Origin of the sequence: Jeotgalibacillus proteolyticus (assembly GCF_002926065.1) — a bacterium.
Lineage (GTDB): Bacteria > Bacillota > Bacilli > Bacillales > Jeotgalibacillaceae > Jeotgalibacillus > Jeotgalibacillus proteolyticus.
Genome location: NZ_PREZ01000003.1, coordinates 582,606 through 606,164, shown reverse-complemented (window position 1 = coordinate 606,164; position 23,559 = coordinate 582,606). Strand labels below are relative to the sequence as shown.

Below are 23,559 nucleotides of genomic sequence, written 5' to 3'. Positions count from 1 at the left end.
ATGCCCGGTCTTTAAATCATAAAGGTGACTTTATGGACAAAAGGAGCGGGAATGCAGCACCAAAAAAATAACTAATTGAGAGATAAAGGGGGCCAAGTCGTCCCCTGACGACCTCTGGACCTCCTTTATCCAACAGGAGGAAAAGAATTATGTGTGGAATTGTAGGATATATTGGATTAAATGACTCGAAGGAAATTTTGCTTAAAGGTCTTGAAAAACTTGAATACCGCGGCTACGACTCAGCAGGTATTGCTGTGAAAAACGAAAAAGGCGTCGCTGTATTTAAAGAAAAAGGCCGTATCGCAGATCTTCGTTCAGTCGTCGACTCAAGCGTGGAAGGCACAACCGGAATTGGCCACACGCGCTGGGCAACGCATGGTGCACCAAGCCACGTAAATGCTCACCCGCATCAAAGCACAACGGAGCGTTTCACCCTTGTACACAACGGAGTAATCGAAAACTACTCCCAGCTTAAGCGTGAACACCTTGCTTCTGTTGAGCTTAAAAGCGAAACAGACACTGAAGTCATTGTTCAACTAATCGAGACCTTTGTAAACCAGGGTCTATCAACTGAAGAAGCATTCCAAAAAGCATTAAAAGAGCTTAAAGGCTCTTATGCGATTGCACTTTTAGATAACGAGCAAAACGACACAATCTTTGTTGCAAAAAATAAAAGCCCACTGCTTGTAGGACTTGGAGAAGACTTTAACGTTGTTGCATCTGATGCAATGGCAATGCTTCAGGTAACGGATCAGTATGTTGAGCTGATGGACAAAGAAATGGTTATTGTTAAGCAGGATGAGGTTATCATTAAAAACCTTGACGGCGAAACAATGACTCGTGCACCATACACAGCTGAGCTTGATGCAAGCGACATTGAAAAAGGAACATATCCTCACTATATGCTAAAAGAAATCGATGAGCAGCCGCTTGTTATGCGTAAAATCATCCAGGCGTACCAAAATGATGCTGGTGAGCTGTCAATCGAACAAGGTGTGCTTGATGCAGTAAACGCTGCAGACCGCATTTACATCGTAGCCTGCGGAACAAGCTATCATGCAGGACTAGTAGGAAAAGAATTCCTTGAGAAAACAGCTAAAATCCCAACAGAAGTGCATGTAGCGAGTGAATTCGTCTACAACACACCGCTTCTGTCTGAAAAACCATTATTCATCTTTATCTCTCAAAGTGGTGAAACAGCGGACAGCCGCGCCGTACTCGTACGCGTGAAAGAGCTTGGACACCCAACGTTAACCCTAACTAACGTAGCAGGTTCAACCCTGTCACGTGAAGCAAGCCATACTTTGCTATTGCATGCAGGACCTGAAATTGCTGTAGCATCAACAAAAGCCTATACAGCTCAAATCGCTGTGCTGTCTATCCTTGCTGAAGTAGCAGGAAAAGCAAAAGGCTTTGAAATGAAATTTGACCTGATCCAGGAGCTTGGAATCGTTGCAACAGCAATGGAAGCTCTAACTGATGATAAAGAAGCATTCGAGCAGATCGCACGTGACTTCCTAAGTGTGACACGCAATGCATTCTTCATCGGCCGTTCAATGGATTACCATGTTGTACAGGAAGCAGCACTAAAGCTTAAAGAAATCTCTTACATCCAGGCAGAAGGCTTCGCCGGCGGAGAGCTTAAGCACGGTACCATCGCGCTAATCGAAGAAGGTACACCTGTCTTCGCTGTTACAACACAGGAAAACGTAAACCTAAGCATCCGCGGAAACGTAAAAGAAGTAGCAGCCCGCGGCGCACACACTTGCACGATCGCAATGAAAGGCCTTGAAGAAGAAGGCGACAGCTACGTGATCCCTCACGTACACGAGCTTCTAAGCCCGCTTGTATCTGTCGTACCTACTCAGCTAATCGCTTATTACGCAGCCCTTCACAGAGACTGTGATGTTGATAAGCCACGTAACCTTGCGAAGAGTGTGACGGTGGAGTAAGTATAAATGTAAAGAAAGACTCAATCCTATTTTAGGGTTGAGTCTTTTTTTGTATTGGCTATTAATATTTTTTTCAAACCAACGCAACTATTTAAAATACTTCTCTATCTAATTGAGTGAAAGAGCCATAGAAAAAGTAAAACTGGATTGATCGGAGGGAAAGAAATGGCAAACGTAAACGCCTTAGTGAAAAAGGCGAAAAAAGGTGACAATGAAGCCTTTATTGAGTTGATAAAACAATATGAGCAGGTGCTGTATAAGGTTGCGAAAAATTTATTGCGCAATGACGAAGATGTGGCTGATGCCATGCAGGATGCGATCCTGTCTGCTTTTGAAAAATTGGACAGTCTAAGAAACCCTGCTTATTTCAATACATGGATTTGCAAAATCTTGATCAATAAATGTAACAGCATACTCAATAAAAACAAGAATACTTTTGAGGAGCTGGACGCAGAGAAAGTGCAGGGACATACAGCTGCTTTAAACGTAAAAATGGAATTCCAAGATGAGCTTAATGCGCTAAATCCGGATTACAAAACGGCTATTGTCTTATATTACATAGTTGGCATGAATACAAAAGAAATCGCTGAGTGTTTAAAAGAGCCTGAAGGCACGATCAAATCCAGGTTATCAAGAGCCAAATCAATCTTAAAAAGCAATCATTTAAAAGAAGAAGGGACGATGGGGTATGTTCAATAATGTGGATAAAAAACTAAAGAATACACTAAACAAGCAAGAAGTGATTCCCCTTACTGTCAGACAAACACTGGATGAGACATATGATTCGATTCGCAATCAAAAAAGAAAGAGAAAAAGAAGTGTGAATCGAACGGGCCTAATAGCAGCTGCTGCCAGCACTTTTTTAATAATCGGGTTTGCAGTATCCAATGACACGGTAATGGCTGGTATCAATAAATTTATTAATTTTGGAGATAAGGGTATCGAGCAGGCCGCAGTTAATGGATTTATACAGGACAGCGACAGTTGGGCTACAGATCAGGGCATTAACATTACGCTTGAAAGTCATTTTTCGGATGCGAATAAATTGGGGCTAAGCTTCCAAATGGAATTTGAAGATCCCTCTATGTTACTCAATACAGCGGACGTTTCTATGGACTATCGATTGAAAAATGGTGATGGTGAATACATTGATGAATTTATTCCAGATACAAAACCGTTAAAGGGCGATGCCAGCTATATATCCGGCTCTACCCATCAAAATCCTTGGTTGGATTCAAAGACAGGGAGAGTTCAATACGATGTAGTAGCTGAATCAAATGAAGGCGCGATTCCTCCATTAAAAAATGCCGTCATTGAAATAGAGAGTATCAACGTGTTCTCCAACACAGGAGAATTGGTAAAAATTGATGGCACCTGGAATCTCTCAGTTCATAATAAAGAAAAATCAAATAGGACTGCTACTTTCACTATGCAGAATGAGTCCTCTGTCATACAGGTATCCAACGCCACAGCAAATCCAACCTCATTAAATGTGTCGTTTGCAGTGGGAGGAATCTACGAGGATGAAAATACATTTGCAGAGATGAAAATCCTCGACGATAAAGGGAATGAATATGAGACAAATGGCTTTACTAAGAAAACCAAAAATAATCAAACCATTATCTCAGCAAACTTCCCAATCACTTCCTTTAGTGATTCCAAAAAACTGATGCTGATGATAGAGGGGATTGGTGAAGTGGAATTAGTGAAAAATTGAGGACAGTTTAGACTTTGGGACCCTTGAAAAAATAACGCTAGAGCCTCCACTTCGTAAAAGAGTCGGAGGTTTTTTATTTGAAAGAAGTACCTCAGTAAAAGAAATTTAACTAGCTAACAATAAGCCTTCCGATTATGCTAAAAAGAGTAATATACTTGAAATTATACGATCTGTTCATTCATCAGGAGGCATTTTTATGGCAATGTTGCTTCTAATCATTATTTATCTCGCTTTTATAAGTCTTGGTCTTCCGGATTCGGTGCTTGGGGCAGCTTGGCCGGTTATGCAGAGGGATTTGGGAGCGCCGATTGAAACGGCCGGCTTGCTTTTTATGTCGATTGCCGGCGGTACGATTGTTTCGAGTCTGCTCAGTGGTAAAGTCCTGAAAAGGTTTGGGACAGGTAAAGTTGCTGCATTCAGTACGTTCCTTACAGCAGCTGCCCTTACCGGTTTTTTCTTTGCACCATCGCTAGGCTGGCTATTTTTCTGCGCTGTGCCGCTTGGGCTCGGTGCAGGAGCTATTGATGCCGGTTTAAATGATTATGTGGCAACCCATTATCATGCACATCATATGAGCTGGCTGCATTCCTTCTGGGGAGTTGGAGCCACTCTCGGACCGGTTATTATGGCGCAGTTTATCGCAGGAGAGCCGGCATGGAGAAGCGGGTACCTGACAATCGCATGCATTCAGTTTGGCCTTATGCTGATTCTATTTATCACACTCCCATTATGGGGGAAGGTAAAATCAAAGCCTTTTGCACAAACAGAAGTGCCAAAAGCAGAAAAACAAACGGCTTCTGTTAAGCCGCTTAAAATTAAAGGAGTCAGGCTTGCGCTTATTGCGTTCTTTTTCTATTGTGGAGTGGAAGCACTGGTTGGACTTTGGGGAAGCAGCTTTCTTGTAAACATGAAAGGCTTAAAAGCAGCCACCGCCGCACAATGGGTATCCTTTTACTTCGCAGGGATCACCGCGGGGAGATTCATAACAGGGTTTTTGACTTTTAAAATAAGGAATCTTATCTTGATCCGTTCAGGACAAGCACTTGCACTAGCAGGTGCCTTACTTCTTGTCCTGCCGCTGCCTATGTATTTTTCATTGGCTGGTTTTGTGCTAATAGGGCTCGGTCTTGCGCCGATTTTCCCCTCTATGCTGCATGAAACGCCTGCCCGTTTTGGGAAGGAGCATTCGCAGACGATCATGGGCTATCAAATGGCTGTTGCCTACACTGGAAGCACATTTCTTCCGCCGCTATTTGGTGTGATTGCTGCTCAAACAACGATCGGACTGTTTCCGATTGTAACGTTCCTATTTGTAGCTGTCATGGCTCTGAGTTCGGAAAGGTTAAATGTGGTGATGAAGCGGCTGTGGAAGCAGAAAGAAGAGGCCGTTGTTTAACATCCCTACTCAAGAACTGAAATCAAGGAACTTATAGCGGAAATTCAACGTGTAGAGGCTGAAAAAAATATATGGCGGATCCCTCCTTCGTCCGGTTCACTGCGCTTCAGGCGGACGCTTTCCGCGGGGCGGGGCTTGAGCTAACTTGCTTCGCAAGTGGATCTCAAGCTCCCGCTTCCTCCCGCAGGAGTCGCCACCTTCCGCTCCGTTCACCTCATGTTTTTAAAAAAATTATTATCTCCTAAACTTTTTTACGAATTAAAGAATATTCCCGCTCCTTAACTAGCCAGTTCATAAATCAGTCTCCACTCAAAATATTTTTCAACGAGGTATTTGTCTTTATTTTAAATAATGGTTTTGTCACAAAATACTCTCCCTCCCCGTCATACAGGTGAATAAGGAAAGGGGACGTGGGAGATGAAGAAATATGATGTCATAGTAGTCGGCGGGGGGATTTCCGGACTGGTAACCGCCATTTATGCTGCACAAGCAGGGAAGAAAACGATTGTGGTGGAGAAGCAGTGCCGTTTAGGCGGAAATGCTGTTACAAATAAGAAAGAGACTATTTACTTTAATCTGGGCGGGCATGCTCTTTATTATGGTGATGCATACGATACATTTAAGGAGCTTGGACTATCCCTTAAAGGGGGCCAACCATCTTTAAAAGCTTATGGGATATGGAAAAATACGTTAAAAACTCTTCCGACGGGATTCACTTCGTTACTAAAAACACCTTTATTATCCTTTAAGGGGAAAATGGAGCTTGCCTCCTGGCTTGTTAAGTTTAAAAAGCTTGATACAAAGCCTTATAACAGGATAAGCCTTCAGGAATGGATGGAAGGTAATGTGAAGGATGCCATGGTAAGGACTATTTTTTATGCAATAATCAGGACGGCGACGTATGTGAGCTCTCCGGATCTGCAAGCGGCTGGACCTGCTCTGCGGCAGATTCAGAGTGTCTTAAAGGGTGTATGGTATCTTGATCGCGGCTGGGGTGCCTTAATTGAAGAGCTGCACAGTCATGCTTTAAAGCAAGAAGTAGAATTCCTTACACACACGACGGTAATCAATGTCGATCGTTTAAATGGTGTGGTTCAGGGGATCGAGTGTAAAGATGGCACGCGGCTGAATGCGGAAAATATTGTACTGGCGATTCCCATTGATCGAGCATGTGAAATGGTCCAAGGCGTAAAAGACACCTCCTTGCAGCGGTGGAAGGATCAATCGGTGAAGGTGACGGCTGCTTGTCTGGATGTGGCGTTGAAGCGGCTGCCGGATCCAAACAATCAGTTCGTGTACGGATTAGATCAGCCGGTGTTTTTATCAAATCAATCGCGTGCTGCTTATCTAAGTGAAGATGGGTCGCAGGTAATCTCGCTAATCAACTATGAGACTAAGGGTAATTCAAAACAGGATTTACAGGAGCTTGAAGAAGTATTGGATTTTTTGCAGCCAGGCTGGCGAAAAGAACTGGAGGCCAAACAATTTTTATCCCAGATCACCGTGTGTCATGACTTTATGCATATGAATCGAAAGGAGAATCCTGGTCCATCTGTTCCTGAGATTAAAGGTCTGTATGTAGCAGGAGAATGGGCATCTCATGGTGAACTCTTAGTTGACGCTGCAACAGCCAGTGCCAAAAGAGCTGCTGCACAGCTACTACAAAAATAAAAAAGGTGCTGTTTTAAATGAATACTGAGGGGATGTTTAAGCTTTATCAAAAAGAGCTTTTTTCTTTGGCTTACCGTATGCTTGGCAGTGTGATGGATGCTGAGGATATTGTCCAGGAAGCGTTTATAAAATTTGATCAACTGCCTCGTAAAGAATCGATTCAAAACGAAAGAGCATATTTATATAAAATGGTGACAAACCGCTGCATCGATCTTTTAAGATCATCTTCTAAACAGCGTGAAACGTATAAGGGCACCTGGCTGCCTGAACCATTGGTAGAGAAGAATGATCAAAAGGATCCCTCTGCATTATATTTGCAGAGGGAAACCATTTCGACTGCATACCTGTTATTACTGCAAAAGCTAAATGCTGTTGAACGGGCAGTATTTATATTGAGAGAAGTTTTTAACTACTCCTATGATGAAATTGCTGATAACGTAGAGAAAAGTCAGGAAAACTGCAGACAAATTTATCATCGTGCTAAAAAAAGTATTTTAACTGATTCGGAGGAAATACCTTCAGTAGCTGTTGGGGAGAATCATATAAAAAGCTTTGTAAAGCATTTAATGGATGAAGATACGGAAAAACTGCTGGAGCTTGTTAGTGAAGAAGTCATTCTTTACACAGACGGAGGAGGCAAAGTTCGCGTGGCCGGAATACCTGTTGTGGGCTTTCAAGCAGTCATGCGGCTTAATCAAAATCTGCTTCGTATGTATGAAGGGCAATTCTCCTACTCCTTTCATACAGTGAACGGCCTGCCGGGGATACGAATACAGTTTGACGAGTCGATTGATAGGCAATTTGTGTATTCATTTGCCTTTAGAGATGGAAAAGTTGAAAAAATATATGCAGTGGCGAATCCTGATAAGTTAAGGCATATTTAAAGAACAGGAGATAATAAATGGACATCCAAATTAAGCAGGAACAAGCTGAGCACTACAAAGCGACTGAAGAAGTTATTAGAGAAGCCTTCTTATATGAGGAGTACAGCGACAAGAAAGAGCATTTGCTCGTCAATCGAATTAGAACTTCGGAGGCTTTTATTCCTGAGCTTTCCCTGGTTGCTTTAGATCAAGCTGATAATATCATAGGTCATATTCTTTTATCGAAAATCGCGATAGAAGGCCAGGATCAAAAGTCGGATTCATTAGCACTTGCCCCGGTGTCTGTTCTACCGGAGTATCAGAAAAAGGGAATTGGAAGTCAGTTAATTAATGCTGCGCTGCTAAAGGCAAAAGAGGCTGGCTTTCAATCAGTAATTGTTCTGGGGCACGAAAGCTATTATCCAAAGTTCGGCTTTAAACCAGCCCGTTTATGGAATATTAAACCTCCATTTGAAGTGCCGGATGAAGCATTTATGGCAATTGAATTAATGGAAGGTGCTCTTGAAAATGTTGAGGGGATTGTTCAGTATTCAGAGGCTTTCTTAGAGTAAGGACGAAGGAATCAGATCATGACGAATTAATGCAACTTGAAAAGAGGAGCAGCATGATTAGAAAAGCAAAAGGGACAGACGTTGATGTCATAGTGGATATTTGGTACAGAGGATCAATACAGGCGCATGATTTTATTGATCCTGCTTATTGGTCTTCTCAGATCGTGCAAATGAAAGAGAAATACATACCGATGGCAGAAACCTATGTCATGACGAGTGAAGAAAAGATCATCGGTTTTATCTCGGTGGTCGATCATTATATAGCAGCCCTTTTTATTGATGCAGGACATCAAAACAAGGGAACGGGGAAAAAGCTAGTGGATTTTGTGAAGGAACAAAAAGACATCCTTCAATTGAAGGTGTATAAGGAAAACCTTTCAGGATTAAGATTTTATGAGAAAAACGGATTTGAAGTTAAAACAGAATTATTTGATGAGCCAACCGGTGAGAAGGAATATTTTATGGAGTGGAGCCGCAAAAAAGCGTAACAGGTTGAATTCATATTCTAAAAGATCGTTCAGCAAAGCAGGAGATGCTGAACGGTCTTTTTTTTATCAAAATAAAATGAGTCTGCACTTTATGATGAATGTTAAATCTCCTCATACGCCCGGTTCAAATGCTCAAGCATCAGCTGCTTTGCTTCATCCGCACGGTTTCCTTTGACGGCTTGAAAAATGGCTTCGTGCTCAAGATAAGTAGTCTGATAGCGGGAGGCATCGGTAACAAAACGCTGCCGGCGTGTAGTTTCGATATTCTTTTCCATTTGTGAAATCAGCCCTTCAGCCGCCTGGTTCAGCATGCCGTTTTTTGAGGCGTGGACGATGGTTAAATGAAATCCGGCATCTGCCTTCGCGCCCTGCTCTTCAGTCAACGTATGCTTCATCGCCTCTAAATAACCGAAGAGTGTATCAAGATCGGCTTTATTTGCACGCATAGCGGCTAAATAAACCGCTTCACATTCAATTGCCCTTCGTACCTCAAGCATTTCGGCGGTGAGTGAGGGATCAGTCTTAAGCTGCAGCACCGTCTGATTGCCTTTTGCGTCCTCAAGCCTTGAGACGCGTAAATAATGGCCTCCGCCTTGCCTTGAATGAATGACGCCCGCTTCTCTTAAATAATGCAACGCTTCCCTGACACCAGTGCGACTGACGCCCAGCCGCTTTGCAAGCTCACGCTCCGGTGGAAGCTTATCACCAATCGAACGAGTGCCATTCAAATAAACCTGTGAAATTTGTTCGACTGCTTGTTTATATTTTGGTATCGTTTCCAAGGTTGACATAACAGCCCCTTTCCAAATTTATTCTTGAAAAATTCAGACTATTACGTATAATGAATCTAAATTGGTTGGACCAATTATTTTCAGGAGGTACATACTATATGTCAGTTTCAGCATTTGTAGAGAGTTTACATCAGTTTTTAGAAAAAGACCAGATCTCAGAAAATGAGACTATTCGTGAACAGCACTCAATAGACGAGTCCTATCATAAAGGCGGGCTTACTCAAGTGGTCGTCTTTCCTCGTTCCACGGAGGATACCGCCCAAATTTTAAAAGCTGCTTCCAGGCATGCCGTTCCGGTTGTGCCGTTTGGCCTTGGGACAAGCCTTGAAGGTCATGTGGTCCCATTAAAAGAATGTGCCACCATTGATTTTATAGAGATGAACGCCGTGCTCGACGTCTCTCCGGACGATCTAATGGTGACCGTTCAGCCGGGTGTCACACGCAGTCAATTAAACCGGGAGCTGAAAAAGCACGGTTTGTTTTTTTCAGTTGACCCGGGAGCGGACGCGACGCTCGGTGGAATGGCAGCAACGAATGCGAGCGGCACAACCTCCGTAAGGTACGGTGTGATGCGGGATCAGGTTCGTGACCTTGAAGTCGTTCTTGCAAGCGGGGAAGTGATTCATACAGGCTCAAGAGCCGCAAAATCCTCAGCAGGCCTGCACTTGAATGGTTTATTCGTTGGTTCAGAAGGGATCCTCGGGTGCATTACAGAATTAACCCTTAAGGTGTATGGCATCCCGGAATTTGAAATGGCCGGCCGGGCGACATTTAAATCGGTGGAAAATGCGGTACAGGCAGTGGTCAGCCTGCTGCAGTCAGGAATTCCAATTGCCCGGGTCGAACTATTAGATGAGATTTCCTTAAAACAGCTAAATCATCATCAGAAAACCGATTATCCTGAAATTCCTACGCTGTTTATGGAGTTCCACGGAAATGAAGACGGTCTTGCACAGGATGTCGAATTTATGAAAGAGATCGTCGCGATGTACGACTGCGAAGCCATTGAATTTGTTTCCAATCACGCAGAGCGCACCCGCTTATGGGAAGCGCGGCATAACCTGGCCTATTCGTTCATTCACGGCTTTCCGGGGCGCAAGATGATGGTTACCGATGTGTGCGTGCCGATATCCGAACTGGCAGGGGCAGTACGTCACGCGCAGGAAAAACTTCTTGAGCTGAACCTGATTGGAGGGGTGACCGGTCATGTGGGGGACGGGAATTTCCACGTGATTCTGATGATTGACCTGTCGGATTCAGAAGAGAAGGTGCGGGCGAATATCTTTAATGAAAGTCTTGTCGCCTATGGTCTTGAGCGAAATGGCACCTCAACCGGGGAACACGGAGTCGGGTACGGGAAGCAAAAATATATGCAGCGGGAATTTGGTGCAGCGCTTGGCGTTATGCAGCAAATCAAGTCTGTTCTTGACCCTCAGGGAATTTTAAATCCGGGAAAACTATTACCTGCCAAAGGGGATGCTGTTGATGAATCTGTTAGTAAGAATTAGTACATTTGCGGGAAAATATTTTGCTGTTTGGGTCATTGCCGCTGCTCTGCTCGCATTTTTTGTACCAGGCATCTTTTCTCCATTCGGAAGCTACATCACTATTCTTCTTGGGATTGTGATGTTTGGCATGGGGCTGACGTTAAAGCCTGTGGATTTTAAAGTGGTTGCAAAACGTCCTATTCCTGTTGTACTTGGTGTAGCGGCTCAATTTATTGTCATGCCTCTTGGGGCCTTTGTCATTGCACTCATTCTTAATCTTCCACCTGAGCTGGCAGCCGGACTCGTTCTCTTAGGCTCCGTTCCAGGAGGGACAGCCTCTAATGTAATGGTTTATTTGGCAAAGGGAAATCTCGCACTCTCTGTTGCGATGACAAGCTTATCAACACTTCTTGCGCCGATTGCCACACCATTATTGCTGCTGCTATTAGTGGGACAGTGGATGCCGGTAGATGCTGTTGCCATGTTCACATCAATCCTGCAGGTAATCATTCTTCCAATCGTACTCGGTTTTGTGATCCAGCGGATTGCTCCTAAAGCTGTGGAATCAAGTCTGCCGGTCATACCGCTCATCTCTGTTGCAGCCATTTTGATTATCGTAGGGGTTGTAACAGGAGCAAATGGACCAAATGTCATCACAGCCGGCTGGATTGTTTTTGCAGCTGTTTTCCTGCATAATGGCTTCGGCCTGCTGCTTGGGTATTTTATTGCGATGGCACTAGGCCTGAAAGAGGACGACCGACGTGCCATTTCCCTGGAGGTCGGGATGCAAAATTCCGGTCTCGGCGTTGCCCTTGCGACAGCTCACTTCAGTCCGTTTGCTGCTCTTCCAAGTGTGTGGGGAGCCATCTGGCACAATATCTCAGGTCCTTTACTTGCCACCATTTGGTCAAAGAAAGCAAGTGCTGTGGAAAATGATCAAAACGAGGACCGTGAATATGATGTACTGCCAGAGGCAAGGCGTAAAAGTGTGAGGTGAGTGGAGCGGAAGATGGCGACTACCGCGGGAGCTTGAGATCCGCTTGATGAAAGCGTCCATCTGAAGCGCAGTGAACCGGTATAAGGAGTTGAGACACGCATTTGTCTCAACTCTTTTTTATTTCAGTGAAACTGCTATAAAAACTTCCTGCATTTAGAACAGTAAGGTGTGGTATCCCCACGGGTAATGATCGTTTGGCAGTAGGAGCAGCGAAGAAATTTGGACTCCTCCTTGCTTACATCCTCCCAGCCTTTTGCCAGCAACCGGCTCGTTAAGTTCATTGATTTTATATTTGATGTAAATAAAAATAAAATACCGAATGAACAAATAATGAGAATGATAAGCATCATCGGATTTACCTCCTTTTAAAAGGCTATTATTTTTGACTATCTTTCCATAAATCCCAACTGCCCCAAATAAAGTACAAAACCCCTATGAGTGCAGATAAATAAATGAAAACAGACATCGGCACAGGAACAAATGACAATTGCAGCGCAAATTCCTCGGTGCTCCATTGTGTGTGCTCCACACCGCCTGATACAGCAGCAATATATTTTGCCCCATAGAGAACGGCGGATATTAATAGCATAATCACTCCGATTAAACTCTTATACACGGCACCAACTCCTACTATAATTTTTTGCGCTGCTGATTACTTATTCGTTACAAAAATTTATATTCCTTCCATTTTATTCAAATATTAATTGGAATTCAATAAAAAAAGAGACCGGATACACATTCTTTTTACAAGAACATGCACCCAATCTCTCATTCATTTAAGACCGTACCCATTTCACAATTTCACCAAAAGAAGCATTTTTGCCATATAAGAGAATCCCGACTTCAAAAATCTTTCCTGCAAGCTTCATCACGAGCCAAACAGAGATTAATAGAACGGCAATGGCGATGCTGATTTCAATCCACGGCCATTCCTCAAGCATTGATAGCCTCATGATGAGAACAGCAGGGGCGGTAAATGGAATAAAGGTGCCGACTTGCGCTGCGAGGCCGCTTGGATCGGATAGAATCGGTCCGATCAGAATGAATGGGGTAAATGGCAGCATCATGATCATGCCCTGGAAATTGCTTGTTGAGCTTATATCTTCTACCGTTGCACCGAGTCCGACAAACAATGCTGCAAATAGCAGGTAGCCGATCAGAGCAATGACAATTAACAGAATCAGCTCCGGAACGAGTAAATACTCCATAATCGGAAACTCATTAAACCGCCAGATGGCAAATGGTAATGCGAACACCAGCCATAAACCGACCTGAAGCATGCCAAGCCAAAAGTAGCCGATGATTTTTCCCTGCATGAGGTCACTTGGCGTAAGGGAGGAGAGAATGATTTCTGAAACCTTCTCCTTCTTTTCCTGAGAGGCGCTCTGAAAGATCATCATGCCGGTCATCACAATAGAGAATAAAATCAGCCCGGCAAAGGCACCAGGGATAATGCCCTCGAGTCCTGTACTGCTTTCTTGTCCAGTACCTGATTCTGCAGACCCCTGAGTGGATAATTCCTCAGCGTTAAATTGAATTCCACTTGAAGCGACAGCCATCTGTTCTTCCGTTAACCCCGCATTTTGCAGGCTGATCTGCTGTAGAGGCTGTGCTAAAAGCTGGATATCATTATTGAATGAATTTGGCGTTTCCTCGCTTGTATAATAGGTGACTTGCCCATCACGAACCGCCGCTTCATCCAGGACGATCAACGCAGCACTTTCGTCTTCTTCAAGGCTGCTTTGCCATTCTTCAGGGGAGGTGGCTGCAACTGTCACGTCCCAATCCAGCTCCATTTGGGCGATATAGGGCTCAACCTGCTCCTCCCATACGCCGGAGGAATCTGCTACAGAAACAGTAACCGGTTCTTCTTCGCTTCCTGAGCCGGATAACAATGACGGCAGGGTAGCAAAAAGGATAAACAGGACAGGGGTTAAAAACAGTGAAATAATGAACGATTTATTTTTTATATTCCGCTTAAATTCCCAACGGGCAACCTTTAAGCTGTTACGCATAACTTTTTTCCTCCTCTGCTGACAGTGTTCGATCTGAAGCAACATCGATAAAAATCTCATGAAGCGAAATGCGGTCCAGCCTGAATTCCTCAATATGAATAGTTGAAGGCAGACTGCGGATCCACTCTGTCGGATTCAAGTCCTGGTTTAGGAAAAGCACAGAAATATGCTCCCGCTGTTCAACGCGTGTCACACCGGGAATGGACAGAAGCTGCTGCTTGTCGTTTTGTCCATTGATGGTACATTTAAAGCTCGCGTACCGCTTTTTCACTTCATCCATTGTTCCGCTGATCACTTCCTTGCCTTTATGAAGCATAATCAGGCGGTCTGCCATTTCCTCAACTAAATTCATTTGGTGGGCAGAGAGGAGGATCGCTGTGCCATTTTTGGCAAGCAGGCGGATTTCCTCTTTGAAAACCTCCTGGCTTACAGGATCAAGTCCTGAGAACGGTTCATCTAAAATCAGCAGCTCCGGCTCATGAATGATCGAAGCGATAAACTGAACTTTTTGCCCCATCCCTTTTGAAAGCTCCTCGATGGATACCTTATCCTTGCCTTCAAGTCCGAACTTTTTTAAATAAGACAGGGCGCGTTCCTTCGCTTTTTTCAGCGGATAGTCCTTAAGCTCGGCAAAATAAAGAAGAATATCCATAATCTTTACGTTTTTATACAGGCCGCGTTCCTCCGGCAAGTAGCCGATTTTATGCTTGGGAATCTGTCCTTCTTTTTCACCGGTAAAATGAATGGCTCCTTGATCAGGATATAAAATGCCCATAATACTTCTGATCGTAGTCGATTTACCGGCACCATTTGGACCAAGGAGGGCGGTGATTTCACCTTTTTTCACAGTAAATGAAACATCGTGAAGAACCTGTTGATTTTTAAATGACTTTTGCAAGCCTTGAACGGTAAGAACGGTATCAGACATTGATCATCTCTCCTTCCATTAATACTTCATGAATAATATCTTCAAGTGTAGGAATTTGTTCATCGGCAATAGCCAGATTGTGCGTGGTTAGATAATCCAGCGTCTTGTCAGGCTGGTTTGATAAAATTACTTTTTTATAGGTACGCTTGATTTCTCCCGGGATCCGGCTCACTGGCGGCTCTTCCTTTAGCCAGAAAAGACGGTAGGAGAAGATAAGCGAATCTTTTTCAAGCATTTTTGTGACCTCACCGTTTTGAATGAATACAAGATAGTCAGCCAGTTTTTTTATGTCATCCGCCTGGTGGGAAGCGATTAAAATCGTTTTATCGCCACTTTCCATAAGTTCAAGTAAAAACTGCAGAAAATCGTTTCTTGAAGGAATGTCCATTGCAGCCGTCGGCTCATCGAGTATTAAAAGAGAGGTGTTTTTGCCAATGTTCAGCGCTAAATTAAGCTTCGTTCTAACACCCGGCGACAGCTTATGAACCTTTTTGTTTAACGGAATTCTAAGTTTTTCGCAAAATCGTCTGAAGAGCTGTTCGTCCCAGGAAGGGTACAACTCCGCCATGAGCTTTCGAAGCTGTTCTCCTGTAAAAGGATCGCAGCCAATCAAAGTTTGAGCCTGGTAGGCAACGAGCTGCTTCCAGCTTTCATCCTCTCCATTGACTGACTTCCCAAAGACGTCAATGTCTCCGCTGTCCTGCTTTACAAGATTCATCATCATTTTGAAAAAGGTACTTTTACCGGCTCCATTTGTCCCAATCACTGCCGTAATCGTTCCCTCCTCAAAGGAAAGCTCATTTATCTTTAGCTTAAAATCGTCAATCGATTTTTCAACGTTTCTGATTGTTAATGGTAAAGTCATTAGTTTTCCTCCTTTTTAAGCAGTGCTTCGACCAAATGGATGATTTCTATATCTGATAATTCATGCTGTCTTGCTGTTGAGATGGCTTTACGTATGGATTCTTCAACTGCCTGATTGGCCATCGTTGTTTTCATATCAGCGTCCACCTCCGCGACAAATGTTCCTTTTCCCTGAGAAGTCTGAATAAACCCGCCGAACTCAAGGTTTTGATAAGCTCGTCTAATCGTAATTGAACTGATTTCCAGTTCTTTTGCTAAAAGTCTAATAGAGGGAAGGGGATCTCCTGTTGATAATTGTCCGCTGGCAATCAAGGCTTTAATTTGATTTTCAATCTGATGATAGATCGGTTCCCTGGATGATTTGGAAAGCCGAATTGGAAGATTCATATCAGCCCTCCTTACTGTAAGTAGTCATTTTTTTGAATTTGTTTTAAAGAGTAGCGGAACCAGTAAAACATCATAAGGCCGCTTCCCAGAATAGAGACGATGATGGAAAGAATCGGGTATTCATTAGCGAGAGTAATCGTCCAATTAAATAATCCTATACCAAGCCACAGTTGAAAAATCAGGTACAACAGAATGAAAAAGAGAAATATAATCACGTACGACCAAAAGAGTGTAAACCGTTTGATTTGATGACCCGGTTCACTGGCGGGAAATTGGCCCCCTAAAGAAAAACTGATGCAGAGCCAGATGAAAATCAGGGATATAAACGGCAGCGGGGCAATGGCCTCACGGAGTTCAGTAGATAAAATATAGGTTGAAATCAGTACGAGTACCATACCTAAGAAAACAGCAAAATATGGTGAGAAAAAACGGCTTGCAGCAAGAACCTTATGTTTAATTGGGAGCTGATTCAGCATCGTGAAGTAAGGAGAGGCATAAAAGCTGGCGTCCATTTTTTGATACTGCAGGCCCTTCGGCTTACCCATAAAGGAGATGGTATAAAGGTAAACGATTAATAAAATGTCAACCAGGAAGAGGTTGTCTTCAAGGTAAGTATCCATCGTCAGATTAAAAAAAACAGCATAAATACCAATCATAGGAATCAAGATGAGATAATGTATTTTTGAAACATTGAATTCAAACCTGGCCAGCCAAAACGCTTTGCGCAGAGTCTCCATCGTTATCATTCCTTTCATTCTTAAGTGTTATAGTGTGTATGTCTATATACACACTATAAAATATAAAAAAGCATAATACAAGGAGTTTTTTGGAATTTTTAAAAATGAATCGATATCAATTTCGAAAAATATAGCACACTGTAAATAACAATTGACCAGACACCAATCAGTGTCATATAATTAAGACACTAAAAATGGTGTCTTATTTTAAAGGAGAGATAGCTATGATTCAAACCGGGCAAAAACGTGATGTTTTTGTAGCGATTGCAGATCCGACAAGACGTAAATTAATACGGATACTGGCAGATGCAGAAGAACTGCCTCTTCATGAACTGACGGAGCAATTTCAAATGGGGCGTACAGCTGTTGCGAAGCATTTGACCATTTTAAAGGAGGCAGACTTAGTCAAGAATCGTAAGGAAGGCAGGGAGACGAGATATCGGCTGAACCCTGCTCCATTACAGGAAGTGAAAGATTGGCTGTCCTTTTATGAGGAGTTCTGGAAGGAAAGAGCGATGCTACTTAAAAATATACTGGAGGAGGAATAAACGATGGCGGATTTATCCTTAGATTTTCAATTTAAAAGTCCTATACAAAAGGTCTGGGCAGCCTTAACGAATTCAGAAACACTTGCAAAATGGGTGATGAAAAATAATTTTAAGCCAGTTGTAGGATACAAATGTCAATTCAGAAATGAGGCTATCGACCTTGTCGTTGATAGCGAAGTGCTGATCGTAGATGAACCCAATAAGCTGTCTTATACCTGGATTGGCGGACCGATCGATACGATCGTTACCTGGACGTTGACACAAGAAGGCGAAATGACTCATTTGCACCTGGAGCATACCGGATTTGAACAAACCGATTTTGCTTACAACGGGGCGAAGTATGGCTGGACTGCCATGGCAGAAGAGCTTAAAAAAGTGTTAAAGGAAAAGTAATGCAGCTGTTTAGAAAATAGTAAAAAGGGGGTTAGGAAATGAGTTTTTTAAAGGATGCAGTAGCGATATTTAAAAAGAGGGAACTGCCACTGGTTGAACAATATAAAGAATCAGACGATGTGTATACCTTTCTGTTTGAAAAAGAGGAGGACATGACCTGGGAGGCGGGTCAGCATGGCTTGTTTACGATTACACACAAGAAAATAAAAGATAACACCCGTCCTTTCACTGTAGCATCAGCACCTTCAGAGAATGTTGTCAGAATTACTAGCCGCATTGGTGAAAATCCCAGTGAATTTAAGAAAGCGCTGCTTGAATTAAAGCCAGGGATGAAGCTGAAAATAGCTGGTCCGGTAGGCTCTTTTTATGTAACCGATAACCTTCCTGCGCTGCTGGTTGCCGGAGGAATTGGCATTACGCCTTTTCGATCGATTTTAAAACAGATGGAGGCAGATGGAACGTTAGCTGACAGGCAGATTGAACTTCTTTATATGGATAGCGAAAAATCCTATGTATTTAAAGAGGAGCTTGATGCATTGGCTGCTAATTTTCCTATAAACGTACTGTATCTTGAATCAAGAGATGCCCTCAACGAGAAAATAAATAAGTATGCTGACCTGCATCTCAATACCAGCAATTATTTTATTGCCGGACCAAAATCGATGGTAGATTCCATTACAGCTGATTTGAAAAATAAGAATATATCAAGAGGAAATATTAAAAAAGACGCCTTTTATGGCTATGGAAAACAAATCTGACTGGAATGAGGGGGCATTATGGAAGCTTTTAATGAATTTCTGGGAAGTATTGACCACCATGAGCATCGTGAGCGAACAAAAGAAGTAATGGGATGGGTAGTGGAGAACTTCCCTTCTTTATGTCCGGAACTTAAGTGGAACCAGCCTATGTTTACCGATCATGGCACATACATCATCGGGTTTAGTGTGTCGAAAAAACATTTAGCTATTGCTCCTGAAAGAGCAGGAATCATAAAATTTGCCGATGAAATTAAAGAAGCGGGATATGACCACACAAAGCAATTAATACGTATTCCGTGGGAAAGTACCATCAATTTTTCTTTACTAAAAAAAATGATTGAATTCAATATGGCTGATAAAGCGGACTGTTCTACTTTTTGGAGGTAAAGAGGTTTAATTTCACAATTCCAATAGAGGAGTGACCGGTCATGACCAATCCATCAAGCAACCGAATTGATTCTGCATCCAGAGTGATAATGGCAGAACCCAAGACTATTTACCGCGCATTTATGAATCCCGAAGCATTCATTGCCTGGCTTCCGCCGAAAGGAATGTCAGGTCATGTTGATCGTTTTGAGCCATATGAGGGAGGAGCCTACAGTATCACTCTTATATATGAAAGTGATCGCTCCTTTCAGGGAAAGACCTCTGAAAATACCGATGTCTCAAGAGGAAGGTTTCTGAAGCTGGTGCAAGACAGGAAAATTGTTCTTGCCGGGCAGTTCGATTCCGACGATCCAAGCTTTTCAGGAGAGATGATCCAGACGTGGTATTTGGAAGCCTTGTCGGAGGGTACAAGGGTGATCATTGTATGTGAAAATGTGCCTGAGGGGATACGAAAAGAGGATCATGATAGTGGTTTAAGCTCTACGCTTGAGAATCTGGCTGCTTTTACTGAGACAAACCGAGCTTATTAAAGGGGAAGAAGATGCCATTAATTCTCGTGCTATACTATAGAAAAATAGAAGCGAGGGGTTCCTATGACTAAACACCGAATCTACAGCATGAGCTTCGCAAGCGTCTATCCCCACTACATCACGAAAGCGGAGAAGAAAGGTCGCACGAAATCAGAGGTGGATGAAATCATCCGCTGGCTGACAGGGTATAGCCAGCAGGAGCTGGAAGCGCAAATCGAAGAGAAGACGAACTTCGAAAGCTTCTTTGAACAAGCTCCCCAGCTGAATCCTTCACGATCTTTGGTTAAAGGCGTGATCTGCGGAGTCCGGGTGGAGGATATTGAAGAGCCACTGATGCGGGAAATACGTTATATGGACAAAATGATTGACGAGCTGGCAAAAGGCAAGGCGATGGAAAAGATCCTAAGGAAATAAAAGTTATAATTATAATGCTAATTTCACACAAAATTAAACTAGTACAATAAAACCCTTTCCGTTACACTAAAAGTGTTGAGAAAAGGGTTTTTTTGGTTTTTTAAATAAAAGGAGGTTCTCTAGTGCGTACATCAGATAACAAAATTGCAGTCACGTTAAAGGTAATTGGCTATATCACATTCTTTTTAACTGGCATCACGTTCTTTGTTCTACTGGCAAACTTCTATAATGATTTTCTAACGGTGTTAATCTACACCTTCAGCATGTTTTCGATTGGGATGATTTTTGTTGGGCTTGGTGAAGTGATCAGTCTGCTGCAAAACCTTTCGAATAATCAGCCTGAGCTGCCTGCTGCCCATAAGAAGGAGCATCATGCTGAAACTGAAGCTGAGTTGAAACTAACGAATGAAACTGTAGGAGAGAGAGCCAAAGCAGAGATAGAAGAATTTTTTGCAAAGAACGATAAACAAGTAACGGATATAAAAGCGATGCATATAGAAGACTTTTATCTCGTTACGGTGGAGGGTGAAGCTGTCACCGTTGAGCTTGGCGGGTTTCAGCCAGTGGTATATAAGAAAGATTGATTAGGCTAGTTAAAACAAAAGTCATTATAACAATGAATCAAAAGGACAAGGGGAGTGGCAATGGACAAAATACCAAAACATATTATTGCGGTTTCGGCCAATGTTACTAATGAAAACGGAGAAATTCTGCTAGTTAAGACACAGGGGCGGTCTGATACCTGGGAAACGCCTGGTGGACAGGTTGAAGAAGGTGAACCGCTTGATAAAGCAGTATCCAGAGAAATTTTAGAGGAAACAGGAATCGTTATTTCGCCAATAGGCGTAACAGGAATCTATTATAATGCCACGAAAAATCTACTATCTGTCGTGTTTAAGGCGAGATATGTAAGTGGGAAAATAAAGATTCAGCCGGAAGAAATTAAAGCAGCCCAATTCATTAAGCTTACGGAGGGGAATATAGACGACTACCCCGGCCGCATATGAAGTCTCGTACAATTGATTGTATGAACTCAGAAAACATTATTCCTTATGAAACTTGGGAAGTAAATCCATATAAATTAGTAGGGAGATTATTTTAAAATGGATTTTAACAAAGTAAAAAGAATAGGCTGTGCATAGGAGGCGATAGAAGTTGCTTCCAGTGCACAGCCCTATTTATAGTACAAAGTGCTATCAAGCCTGAACCAGACTCTCGCCCAATACGTCATGAACAAACGGACTCGGCCCGCCAACACTAAAAAGCTCCAAGTGATGCATTGCTCGTGTACACGCAGTATAGAAGGTTCGACGAAGACTTTCGTCACCGTAGACCCTTGCTGATGCGTCATAAATGATGACAGCCTCAAACTCAATGCCTTTTGATAAATACGATGGCACCACAACCACTCCCTGCTCGTATTCAAGAGAGTTGCTTCTTAAAAGTTTTAGTTCATCAATGTCAGAGAGAGCTTCATAGGTCTGGCTGCTTTCCTCGGCGGATTTACAGATGATCGCGATGCTTTGATAGCCGTGAGCCCGCAGCTCTTCAACCTTAGAAGTAATACTGTGATGAAGTTCCGCGTGATCAGTTACCTGAGTGAGTACAGGCGGCTCTCCTTCACGTTCAAAGGGAATGATTTGATCTCCATTAGGCACGAGCCTTCTTGTAAATTCAATGATCGGCTTTGTTGAACGGTAGCTTCTTGCGATGTTGATCACTTCTGTTTCGCTCTCTCCGTACAAACCGGTAAGAACATGAAAATCACTCATTTCACTCGCGTGGGCGAAGATGGCCTGATTAAAATCACCAAGCACAGTCATTTGAGCTGAAGGAAACAACCGCTTTAAAAATTCAAACTGAAAAGGGGAGTAATCCTGAGCTTCATCCACCACAATATGCTTAATGGAGCTGTTGATCTGAAAGCCTTGAACAAGCTCCTTCAACAATAAAAATGGAGTAGCATCCTCATACAATAATTTGTCTTCATCAAGCATCTTCAGCGTTTCCTCGCAAATCGTCTCCCACTCTGCAGGCGTTCCTTTTATCTTTTTGGAGCCTGAAAAAAGCTGCTTATACATTTCCTTATGGTCAATAAACTGGTACGCCCGGATTTGTTTTCGCAACGGCTTTACTCTCTGTTGAACGATCAGCCTTGCAAGTGCTTCAGGCTCCATCTCGTAATCAGCCGCTGCTTCTCTTTTGAAGCCGCGCTTTTTGGCGAGGTAGCGATGGGCTTTGTGATAATCCTCGTTGCTTAAAAGCTCCATTTCCTCCTGTACCCAAGGCTTCATTCTTTCCTTAATTTGTGTTTCCTTTACTTTTGAAAGAAGCCAGTCCTTCAGTTTTTCAAGTCGGTTATGGAAGCGGAGGGAGGTATCATAGCTGTAAAATCTGTCTTTTATCTGCTTTGCTGTTACGATCCTTTTCCCTCTGAACGTGATTTCTGTGAATTGCATGCCTGAAGCCTCTAATGATTTCCGGTACGATTCAATCGCTTCATAAAATTGAACGGATGCTTTAAAGCGGATTGCTGCAACTCTTGACCCATAGGCAGGCGTGTTTTCTGCGGTTAACACATATTCAAGCTGCTCATAGGGAGTTTCAACCTCAAACTCAGCGCTTAGGCGGTGGTCCAGGTATTCCTGGAACGTAACCTGCTGCATGTTTTCTTCACCAAGCTCCGGCAATACATTGGAGACATAACTGTTAAACATGGAGTTAGGTGAAAACAGAATGATCTGATCAGGATTTAAATGATCCCGGTATTTATAAAGCAAATAGGCGATCCGCTGGAGAGCGGCTGATGTTTTGCCACTGCCTGCTGCCCCCTGGACAATAAGCAGCCTGCTGGAATCATGACGGATGATTCTGTTTTGCTCCTGCTGAATCGTTGCGACGATGCTGTGCATTTGTTTATCCGTCCCTTTTCCAAGCACCTGCTGTAAAATCTCGTCCCCAATCGTGAGACTCGTATCAAACATGGATTGAAGCAAACCGCCGCGTATCAGGTACTGCCATTTTTTCTCTAAGCTGCCCTTGATCGTTCCTTCAGGGGTTTCATATTCCGCCCGGCCTGGCTGGTAATCATAATAAACACTTGAGACTGGCGCTCTCCAATCGTAGATTAGAAACTCCTCACCGCTGGAATCGTTCAGGGAGGAGATGCCGATATAAATTTGCTCCTGCGTGTCTGAGCCGTCTTCTTTAAAATCTATCCGGCCAAAATACGGGGAGTCTTTCATTCTGTACAATTTTTTCAAACGGCTGGCTGCATGCTTATGTGTGCTTTGGCTGACAGAAAGTGCCTGAGCCTCCTGGCGCAAGCCGATAATCGTTTCCAGATAATCATCAAAGGTATCGGTATTCACCTTCACTTCATCCCAAAACTGCTTGCGGATCCCAACCACTTCGCTTTTGCGTCTGGAGGTTTCATCCTCTAATTTATTGATTTCCTCTGAAATGGTCTCCATGACAAGGTCCACTCGTTTTTGCTGTCGCTGATAGTCCGAATTCATCGCATACGCTCCTTAAAAAAGTTTTTTAAAAGGGTTGACAGAAAGATGGATTAGATAATATAATTATTATAGGGACAATAGATTAAAAAATAATTTATTATTGCATAGCTATATAAATTTACCATAGATTTGCGTCTTATTCAAGG

26 protein-coding genes and 1 pseudogene are annotated in these 23,559 nt (G+C 43.0%); 18 read left to right on the top strand and 9 right to left on the bottom strand.

Annotation, left to right across the window (positions count from 1 at the left end; genetic code table 11):
- Positions 1–149: 149 nt before the first annotated feature.
- The 8 genes from glmS to C4B60_RS10040 all read left to right on the top strand — a co-directional run bounded on the left by glmS (position 150) and on the right by C4B60_RS10040 (position 8,659).
- A complete protein-coding gene (glmS, locus tag C4B60_RS10075; protein WP_104057862.1) occupies positions 150–1,952 on the top strand; it encodes a glutamine--fructose-6-phosphate transaminase (isomerizing) in 1,803 nt (600 codons plus the stop codon).
- Positions 1,953–2,117: 165 nt separating this feature from the next.
- Positions 2,118–2,651 carry an RNA polymerase sigma factor gene (locus C4B60_RS10070; RefSeq protein WP_104057861.1) on the top strand — a complete coding sequence of 178 codons (534 nt, stop codon included), beginning with the start codon at positions 2,118–2,120 and terminating at the stop codon, positions 2,649–2,651.
- A gap of 1 nt (position 2,652) precedes the next feature.
- Positions 2,653–3,669 carry a DUF4179 domain-containing protein gene (locus C4B60_RS10065; protein WP_167578625.1) on the top strand — a complete coding sequence of 339 codons (1,017 nt, stop codon included), beginning with the start codon at positions 2,653–2,655 and terminating at the stop codon, positions 3,667–3,669.
- Positions 3,670–3,865: 196 nt separating this feature from the next.
- Positions 3,866–5,065: an MFS transporter gene (locus C4B60_RS10060; protein WP_104057859.1), complete on the top strand. Its 1,200-nt coding sequence runs from the start codon at positions 3,866–3,868 to the stop codon at positions 5,063–5,065.
- 417 nt (positions 5,066–5,482) lie between these two features.
- Positions 5,483–6,736 (top strand): phytoene desaturase family protein, encoded by a 1,254-nt coding sequence (locus tag C4B60_RS10055; RefSeq protein ID WP_104057858.1) that lies wholly within the window; start codon positions 5,483–5,485, stop codon positions 6,734–6,736.
- A 32-nt stretch (positions 6,737–6,768) separates the two neighbouring features.
- The gene (gene sigJ, locus C4B60_RS10050; protein ID WP_245153927.1) at positions 6,769–7,620 is read left to right on the top strand and encodes an RNA polymerase sigma factor SigJ; all 852 of its coding nucleotides are present in this window, start codon (positions 6,769–6,771) and stop codon (positions 7,618–7,620) included.
- Between the two features lie 17 nt (positions 7,621–7,637).
- Positions 7,638–8,171, top strand: a complete 534-nt coding sequence (locus tag C4B60_RS10045) for a GNAT family N-acetyltransferase (RefSeq protein ID WP_104057856.1) — start codon at positions 7,638–7,640, stop codon at positions 8,169–8,171.
- Between the two features lie 53 nt (positions 8,172–8,224).
- On the top strand, positions 8,225–8,659 hold the full coding sequence (locus C4B60_RS10040; protein WP_104057855.1) for an N-acetyltransferase: 435 nt from the start codon (positions 8,225–8,227) through the stop codon (positions 8,657–8,659).
- Positions 8,660–8,760: 101 nt separating this feature from the next.
- Here C4B60_RS10040 and C4B60_RS10035 read toward each other — a convergent pair whose 3' ends face one another.
- Positions 8,761–9,450, bottom strand: a complete 690-nt coding sequence (locus C4B60_RS10035) for a FadR/GntR family transcriptional regulator (protein ID WP_104057854.1) — start codon at positions 9,448–9,450, stop codon at positions 8,761–8,763.
- Positions 9,451–9,548: 98 nt separating this feature from the next.
- Between C4B60_RS10035 and C4B60_RS10030 the strand changes: the two genes are divergently transcribed.
- Together C4B60_RS10030 and C4B60_RS10025 are read left to right on the top strand one after the other, a co-directional pair.
- On the top strand, positions 9,549–10,958 hold the full coding sequence (locus C4B60_RS10030) for an FAD-binding oxidoreductase (protein WP_104057853.1): 1,410 nt from the start codon (positions 9,549–9,551) through the stop codon (positions 10,956–10,958).
- Positions 10,936–11,934 (top strand): bile acid:sodium symporter family protein, encoded by a 999-nt coding sequence (locus tag C4B60_RS10025; RefSeq protein ID WP_104057852.1) that lies wholly within the window; start codon positions 10,936–10,938, stop codon positions 11,932–11,934. Before C4B60_RS10030 ends, C4B60_RS10025 begins: the two co-directional genes overlap by 23 nt.
- Before the next feature lie 134 nt (positions 11,935–12,068).
- On the opposite strand, the gene C4B60_RS10020 is transcribed toward C4B60_RS10025, so the two are convergent.
- The 7 genes from C4B60_RS10020 to C4B60_RS09990 form a co-directional block, all read right to left on the bottom strand.
- On the bottom strand, positions 12,069–12,284 hold the full coding sequence (locus C4B60_RS10020) for a hypothetical protein (protein ID WP_104057851.1): 216 nt from the start codon (positions 12,282–12,284) through the stop codon (positions 12,069–12,071).
- 26 nt (positions 12,285–12,310) lie between these two features.
- A complete protein-coding gene (locus C4B60_RS10015) occupies positions 12,311–12,550 on the bottom strand; it encodes a hypothetical protein (RefSeq protein ID WP_104057850.1) in 240 nt (79 codons plus the stop codon).
- A gap of 160 nt (positions 12,551–12,710) precedes the next feature.
- Complete coding sequence (locus tag C4B60_RS10010) at positions 12,711–13,949, bottom strand: ABC transporter permease (protein WP_104057849.1); 1,239 nt, start codon at positions 13,947–13,949, stop codon at positions 12,711–12,713.
- Positions 13,942–14,877: an ABC transporter ATP-binding protein gene (locus C4B60_RS10005; protein ID WP_104057848.1), complete on the bottom strand. Its 936-nt coding sequence runs from the start codon at positions 14,875–14,877 to the stop codon at positions 13,942–13,944. The genes C4B60_RS10010 and C4B60_RS10005 overlap by 8 nt, the downstream gene beginning before the upstream one ends.
- On the bottom strand, positions 14,870–15,742 hold the full coding sequence (locus tag C4B60_RS10000; RefSeq protein ID WP_104057847.1) for an ATP-binding cassette domain-containing protein: 873 nt from the start codon (positions 15,740–15,742) through the stop codon (positions 14,870–14,872). The genes C4B60_RS10005 and C4B60_RS10000 overlap by 8 nt, the downstream gene beginning before the upstream one ends.
- The gene (locus C4B60_RS09995) at positions 15,742–16,128 is read right to left on the bottom strand and encodes a GntR family transcriptional regulator (RefSeq protein ID WP_104057846.1); all 387 of its coding nucleotides are present in this window, start codon (positions 16,126–16,128) and stop codon (positions 15,742–15,744) included. Before C4B60_RS09995 ends, C4B60_RS10000 begins: the two co-directional genes overlap by 1 nt.
- Before the next feature lie 11 nt (positions 16,129–16,139).
- The gene (locus tag C4B60_RS09990) at positions 16,140–16,865 is read right to left on the bottom strand and encodes a hypothetical protein (RefSeq protein WP_104057845.1); all 726 of its coding nucleotides are present in this window, start codon (positions 16,863–16,865) and stop codon (positions 16,140–16,142) included.
- A 224-nt stretch (positions 16,866–17,089) separates the two neighbouring features.
- Here C4B60_RS09990 and C4B60_RS21610 point away from each other — a divergent pair, with 224 nt between their 5' ends.
- From C4B60_RS21610 to C4B60_RS09950, 8 genes and pseudogenes are all read left to right on the top strand, one after another.
- Positions 17,090–17,413, top strand: a complete 324-nt coding sequence (locus tag C4B60_RS21610) for an ArsR/SmtB family transcription factor (protein WP_104057844.1) — start codon at positions 17,090–17,092, stop codon at positions 17,411–17,413.
- Between the two features lie 3 nt (positions 17,414–17,416).
- Positions 17,417–17,806, top strand: a complete 390-nt coding sequence (locus tag C4B60_RS21605) for an SRPBCC family protein (RefSeq protein WP_104057843.1) — start codon at positions 17,417–17,419, stop codon at positions 17,804–17,806.
- A 38-nt stretch (positions 17,807–17,844) separates the two neighbouring features.
- Complete coding sequence (locus C4B60_RS09975) at positions 17,845–18,564, top strand: FAD-dependent oxidoreductase (protein WP_104057842.1); 720 nt, start codon at positions 17,845–17,847, stop codon at positions 18,562–18,564.
- Positions 18,565–18,582: 18 nt separating this feature from the next.
- Entirely contained in the window at positions 18,583–18,951 is a 369-nt protein-coding gene (locus C4B60_RS09970; RefSeq protein WP_104057841.1) for an iron chaperone, read from the top strand.
- A gap of 41 nt (positions 18,952–18,992) precedes the next feature.
- Positions 18,993–19,481 (top strand): SRPBCC domain-containing protein, encoded by a 489-nt coding sequence (locus C4B60_RS09965; protein ID WP_104057840.1) that lies wholly within the window; start codon positions 18,993–18,995, stop codon positions 19,479–19,481.
- Between the two features lie 63 nt (positions 19,482–19,544).
- The gene (locus C4B60_RS09960; protein WP_104057839.1) at positions 19,545–19,895 is read left to right on the top strand and encodes a DUF2200 domain-containing protein; all 351 of its coding nucleotides are present in this window, start codon (positions 19,545–19,547) and stop codon (positions 19,893–19,895) included.
- Positions 19,896–20,017: 122 nt separating this feature from the next.
- Positions 20,018–20,479: a hypothetical protein gene (locus C4B60_RS09955; protein ID WP_104057838.1), complete on the top strand. Its 462-nt coding sequence runs from the start codon at positions 20,018–20,020 to the stop codon at positions 20,477–20,479.
- 60 nt (positions 20,480–20,539) lie between these two features.
- Positions 20,540–20,997: pseudogene (locus C4B60_RS09950) on the top strand (NUDIX domain-containing protein).
- A 94-nt stretch (positions 20,998–21,091) separates the two neighbouring features.
- On the opposite strand, the gene helD reads toward C4B60_RS09950, so the two are convergent.
- Positions 21,092–23,413: an RNA polymerase recycling motor HelD gene (helD, locus tag C4B60_RS09945; protein ID WP_104057837.1), complete on the bottom strand. Its 2,322-nt coding sequence runs from the start codon at positions 23,411–23,413 to the stop codon at positions 21,092–21,094.
- Between the last annotated feature and the right edge of the window lie 146 nt (positions 23,414–23,559).

Excerpts from the sequence above, each read along its gene's own strand:
- glmS (WP_104057862.1), top strand. The coding sequence starts at position 150 with ATGTGTGGAATTGTAGGATATATTGGATTAAATGACTCGAAGGAAATT.
- C4B60_RS10070 (WP_104057861.1), top strand. The coding sequence starts at position 2,118 with ATGGCAAACGTAAACGCCTTAGTGAAAAAGGCGAAAAAAGGTGACAAT.
- C4B60_RS10060 (WP_104057859.1), top strand. The coding sequence starts at position 3,866 with ATGGCAATGTTGCTTCTAATCATTATTTATCTCGCTTTTATAAGTCTT.
- C4B60_RS10055 (WP_104057858.1), top strand. The coding sequence starts at position 5,483 with ATGAAGAAATATGATGTCATAGTAGTCGGCGGGGGGATTTCCGGACTG.
- sigJ (WP_245153927.1), top strand. The coding sequence starts at position 6,769 with ATGTTTAAGCTTTATCAAAAAGAGCTTTTTTCTTTGGCTTACCGTATG.
- C4B60_RS10045 (WP_104057856.1), top strand. The coding sequence starts at position 7,638 with ATGGACATCCAAATTAAGCAGGAACAAGCTGAGCACTACAAAGCGACT.
- C4B60_RS10040 (WP_104057855.1), top strand. The coding sequence starts at position 8,225 with ATGATTAGAAAAGCAAAAGGGACAGACGTTGATGTCATAGTGGATATT.
- C4B60_RS10035 (WP_104057854.1), bottom strand. The coding sequence starts at position 9,450 with ATGTCAACCTTGGAAACGATACCAAAATATAAACAAGCAGTCGAACAA.
- C4B60_RS10030 (WP_104057853.1), top strand. The coding sequence starts at position 9,549 with ATGTCAGTTTCAGCATTTGTAGAGAGTTTACATCAGTTTTTAGAAAAA.
- C4B60_RS10025 (WP_104057852.1), top strand. The coding sequence starts at position 10,936 with ATGAATCTGTTAGTAAGAATTAGTACATTTGCGGGAAAATATTTTGCT.
- C4B60_RS10020 (WP_104057851.1), bottom strand. The coding sequence starts at position 12,284 with ATGATGCTTATCATTCTCATTATTTGTTCATTCGGTATTTTATTTTTA.
- C4B60_RS10010 (WP_104057849.1), bottom strand. The coding sequence starts at position 13,949 with ATGCGTAACAGCTTAAAGGTTGCCCGTTGGGAATTTAAGCGGAATATA.
- C4B60_RS10005 (WP_104057848.1), bottom strand. The coding sequence starts at position 14,877 with ATGTCTGATACCGTTCTTACCGTTCAAGGCTTGCAAAAGTCATTTAAA.
- C4B60_RS10000 (WP_104057847.1), bottom strand. The coding sequence starts at position 15,742 with ATGACTTTACCATTAACAATCAGAAACGTTGAAAAATCGATTGACGAT.
- C4B60_RS09995 (WP_104057846.1), bottom strand. The coding sequence starts at position 16,128 with ATGAATCTTCCAATTCGGCTTTCCAAATCATCCAGGGAACCGATCTAT.
- C4B60_RS09990 (WP_104057845.1), bottom strand. The coding sequence starts at position 16,865 with ATGGAGACTCTGCGCAAAGCGTTTTGGCTGGCCAGGTTTGAATTCAAT.
- C4B60_RS21610 (WP_104057844.1), top strand. The coding sequence starts at position 17,090 with ATGATTCAAACCGGGCAAAAACGTGATGTTTTTGTAGCGATTGCAGAT.
- C4B60_RS21605 (WP_104057843.1), top strand. The coding sequence starts at position 17,417 with ATGGCGGATTTATCCTTAGATTTTCAATTTAAAAGTCCTATACAAAAG.
- C4B60_RS09975 (WP_104057842.1), top strand. The coding sequence starts at position 17,845 with ATGAGTTTTTTAAAGGATGCAGTAGCGATATTTAAAAAGAGGGAACTG.
- C4B60_RS09970 (WP_104057841.1), top strand. The coding sequence starts at position 18,583 with ATGGAAGCTTTTAATGAATTTCTGGGAAGTATTGACCACCATGAGCAT.
- C4B60_RS09965 (WP_104057840.1), top strand. The coding sequence starts at position 18,993 with ATGACCAATCCATCAAGCAACCGAATTGATTCTGCATCCAGAGTGATA.
- C4B60_RS09960 (WP_104057839.1), top strand. The coding sequence starts at position 19,545 with ATGACTAAACACCGAATCTACAGCATGAGCTTCGCAAGCGTCTATCCC.
- helD (WP_104057837.1), bottom strand. The coding sequence starts at position 23,413 with ATGAATTCGGACTATCAGCGACAGCAAAAACGAGTGGACCTTGTCATG.